Annotated in this window: 3 protein-coding genes and 1 tRNA gene; 2 read left to right on the plus strand and 2 right to left on the minus strand. The window is 49.3% G+C overall.

All coding sequences use genetic code 11. From position 1 onward, the window contains the following. Positions 1 to 25 precede the first annotated feature (25 nt). A tRNA-Ser gene (locus L0156_29345) sits at positions 26 to 112 on the minus strand. 228 nt (positions 113 to 340) lie between these two features. Here L0156_29345 and L0156_29350 point away from each other — a divergent pair. Further along, positions 341 to 3109: a protein kinase gene (locus L0156_29350; protein ID MCI0607112.1), complete on the plus strand. Its 2769-nt coding sequence runs from the start codon at positions 341 to 343 to the stop codon at positions 3107 to 3109. Positions 3110 to 3334: 225 nt separating this feature from the next. Here the strand turns inward: L0156_29350 and L0156_29355 are convergent, their stop codons facing one another. Continuing rightward, complete coding sequence (locus tag L0156_29355; GenBank protein ID MCI0607113.1) at positions 3335 to 3688, minus strand: VOC family protein; 354 nt, start codon at positions 3686 to 3688, stop codon at positions 3335 to 3337. A gap of 175 nt (positions 3689 to 3863) precedes the next feature. Between L0156_29355 and L0156_29360 the strand changes: the two genes are divergently transcribed. Continuing rightward, positions 3864 to 4094 carry a hypothetical protein gene (locus L0156_29360; GenBank protein ID MCI0607114.1) on the plus strand — a complete coding sequence of 77 codons (231 nt, stop codon included), beginning with the start codon at positions 3864 to 3866 and terminating at the stop codon, positions 4092 to 4094. Positions 4095 to 4305: the final 211 nt, after the last annotated feature.

Consider the following 4305-nt stretch of genomic DNA (forward strand, 5'->3'; position numbering starts at 1 on the left):
ATCACACGGGCGGGAACGATCTGAGCGGAGGGAGTAGGATTCGAACCCACGGGGAGCTTGCACCCCCAGCGGTTTTCAAGACCGCCGCCTTAAACCACTCGGCCATCCCTCCGTAATCTCGTAATCGTAATTGTGATCGCAGAACGCAGAGCTTAATTTAGCTTTTTCTTCTATTTGTGTAAAGCAACGCTTGTGCCCGTGAATGTGCTTAGCTTTTCTCGGAGATTTGTGTTTTCGTTACCACGGCGGCGTAAAAAACCGCCGCTGTTTTCTTTTTCAGCTAAATAAGCGGCAGAATATAATTGACGAGGCTCCTTTGCCTGAGCGTAATGGTACATCCATGATCGGAAAAACAGTATCTCATTATCGAATCATTGAGCTGCTGGGCGGCGGCGGTATGGGAGTTGTTTATCGCGCGGAAGACACACGGCTGGGTAGAGGTGTAGCGCTGAAGTTTCTGCCTCCGCAACTCTCAGACGACCCGCAAGCGCTCGAGAGATTGCAGCGGGAGGCGCGGGCGGCATCCGCGCTGAATCACCCCAACATTTGCGTAATTCATGACATCGGTTCGGCAACGGTTGCGACTACTAATGGATTAGAAGAGATCGCTCACTTCATCGTCATGGAACTGTTGGAGGGCCAAACGTTAAAGCATCGGGTGCAGAATACGCCATTACCGCTCGAATTAATGCTGGACCTCTCGATCCAAATTGCCGACGCCCTAGATGCAGCCCACTCGCAAGGGATCATTCATCGCGACATCAAGCCGGCGAATATCTTCGTTACGAAACGAGGCCAGGCAAAGGTAATGGATTTCGGTCTAGCCAAACATGTGATCACAAAACTCTCCACTGGATCTATATCGGCTCTTGAGACCGGAGCGATGGATCCAGCGCTAACCAGTCCCGGAATGACGGTGGGCACCGTTGCCTACATGTCCCCAGAGCAAGCGCGCGCCGAAGAATTGGACGCCCGCACGGATCTGTTTTCGTTTGGTCTTGTGCTGTATGAAATGGCGACTGCACAGCAGGCGTTTAGCGGGGCATCAAATGCAGTAATCTTTGAGGCAATTTTGAACCGTCAACCCGTGCCACCAACACGCTTGAATCCTGAGCTACCTTATGAACTCGAACGGATCATTCAAAAGGCAATGGAGAAAGATCGCGACGTTCGCTGTCAGTCCGCAGCCGAACTGCGTGCAGATCTCAAAAGGCTGAAACGCGATTCCAGTTCCGCTAAATCCGGAATCGCCACCACCGCGGGTCCTGCACATTCTGAAGCATCTGTCGACCCGACCCGCGTGACAGCTACGCCCGCTAATACGGTTCAAGCGGCACCGGTCACCATTAAAAAATCCAAAACGTTGATGATTTCCTTCATTGTATTGTGCGCGATTGTGGCCGCTTTTGCGGTCTGGCTTTTTTTACACTGGCGCGCTATGGAAGGGCCTCTGCCGGAAATCACGTTCCGGCAACTAACAGATCAACCAGGATTTGAAATGGGGCCAAGCATTTCGCCCGATGGAAAGTCATTTATTTATGAACACGGTTTGGTTCCCGACAAATTTGACATTTACTTGCAGCGTGTCGGCGGACGCAACCCGGTCAATCTGACCGAACAATCGCCCAATGATTACTCAGCAAGGTTTTCCCCTGATGGCGAATGGATCGCATTTCGCTCCGAGCGCGATGGCGGCGGAATCTTCATCATGGGTGCAACCGGTGAATCGGTGCGGCGCCTGACAAATGTTGGCTATAACCCTGCATGGTCACCTGATGGGAAAAAGATTGCATACTCCACGGCTAGGATAGGTGATCCGTCTAGTCGTGGCTTGAACGGTGAATTGTGGGTTGTGGATGTGGTGAACGGACAGCAGTCCTTACTCTATCATGGAGATGCCGTGCAACCGGACTGGTCTCCTCATGGCGACCGGATCGCATTCTGGGGTCTTGGACCGAAACAAATGAGCGGCGGACAACGTGACATCTATACCATACCTGCAACAGGTGGACCGGTAACTGAACTTACAAATGACGGACCGACGGATTGGAGTCCTATATGGTCTCCTGATGGTAGGTACATTTATTTCTGTAGCGATCGTAGTGGAAGTATGAACTTGTGGCGCATTCGTGTCGATGAGAAAAGCGGGAAAGCCCTTGGCAAATTTCAAGCTCTAACCGCGCCGGCGCCCTGGACAGGGTTTATCAGTGTATCAGCTGATGAAAAACAATTCATCTATAGTTCAATGGATGACCGCCGTAACCTTATGAAAGTCTCCTTCGATCCTGTTTCACGAAAATTTGAAGGGGAACCACGTCTGATAACAATTGCAAAAATTTTCAGTACCGGTGCGTCGCCCGATGGGCAATGGATTACGTTCAGCAACGTCGGCACGCAGGAAGACATCTATGTTGGACGAGCCGACGGAACCGATATCCGGAAGCTTACCGATGATGCACCGAAAGATCGCGGGCCCGCTTTTTCGCCGGATGGAAAGACAATTGCGTTTTTTTCCGATCGTACTGGCAAATATGAGATTTGGAGCATCCGGATCGATGGAAGCGACTTGAAACAGTTAACTAAAACGGAAAGACAGGCACCGTGGAACCCGACCTGGTCTCCTGATGGAAAGAGAATCGTCTGCAACGATCAACAGGGTAATTATTTGTTCGATGTATCAGGCAAACTTCCAGCCACAAACCCGGAGATTCTGCCGCAGGTTGGATCCAATCAGATTTTCCAGGCACGCGGCTGGTCACCGGATGGAACCAGGTTATGTGGTCCCGTTGGAAACGGGCAAGGTGTCCCTGTACCTGGACTCTGGATTTACGATCTTCACACAAAGCAGTTTCAGAAAGTCGCTGACATTCAGCCAAGGCCGCCATTTTGTGAATGGCTCTCCGACGGCCGAAGTATTGTGTTCACAGATATTCTGCACATGTACTTATTGGATTTAGAAAACAAAAGGCTGGAGACGCTCTACACTGCTCCTGAAGGAACATCCATTACGTTCGCGCGCGCTACTTCGGACAGCCGCACAATCTTCTTCTTGAAAAGAACATTTGAATCGGATATCTGGCTCGCAACATTCACATCTCTGAAAAAATAAAACGCCAACTCCGATTGCGATAAATGTGCCCTGACCTGTTAAATCCACGGAGTTGACTGCCTTGGCTATTTTACGACATCGGGCTGGAATGTGCCCAAAATTGTGCCCGCGAGAACAGGAAATCAGGCAATTCGAGCCAACTCCAGGCGACTCGCATGAAAAGGTAAGTTATTGAAGAGTAAGGGATTTCAATTCTTGCAACCAGCGACAGAAGGAGAAGGTGTTTCATAATGGACGCGCGAACGATAGTTCATGACCGTCGGGATCGCGCATGTGAAAGTAACGTTCTCCCCATGTGCCATCTCTGGGTATTTCCGGATCGAATCCCTTCTCTTTAAGATATTGCCGGCACGCATCTACGTCGTCCACATAGAAAATAATTCGTCCCCAATTCGCTTCTGATTGCCCGTGCTCTAAATTCAAGATCGCGGATCGTTCTTCCGTGGTGTTAAATGATGAGAACGATGATTTTTCGCCGCCGTAGATGAGCTTGAGTCCAAGAACATCTCTGTAGAATTTCACAGATGCTTGCATGTCGGCAACCTTCAAAGTCACGGCTGAAATTTTCTCTACCTTCACTTCTGGTGTTTCCGAAAAACTGATATAGATCTCAATTCTAAAACGCCTTGAGGAAAAACTCTATCTGAGTGCACGGAAGAGGAGTAAGATATCATTAGCAAAATTGGAACTATTTCACCTTCCTGATTGTTTTAATTTTGGATTACCAAAAATACACCGAAACAGGAGGAAGTTTATGGGCCGAAAAATGTTCCTGTTTTTTTTGCTTACATTTGCTATCAACGGTGCGAATACGATTCTTTCTTCTTCCACCGTGCAGGAGGCTTGGGTCAGGAACTACACCTCAGGACATGATCCTTCCTTTAACTTTGCCTATGCGGTTGCCGTTGACGCTTCGGGAAACGTTTATGTAACGGGAGCAAGTTACGACTCAAACGAACTCTACGATTATGCCACGATCAAATGAACTTTTTATGCTGACGGATCCTTTGTCCCCGCTGTGCTGTTTGCCCAAAATGTTCTTCGAGAGCTGTTTGAAGCCCATGTATACAAGCTCCTGGTTTCCAAAGAGCTCATCGGTGCCGAACTGATCGCAAAGATGCGTACCTGGAAACACAGTGGATTCCATGTTTATGTAGGACCCTCCATTATGCAAAAAGAAGATGCCGTGCGAGTGG

This window comes from bacterium, assembly GCA_022616075.1.
Taxonomy (GTDB): domain Bacteria; phylum Acidobacteriota; class HRBIN11; order JAKEFK01; family JAKEFK01; genus JAKEFK01.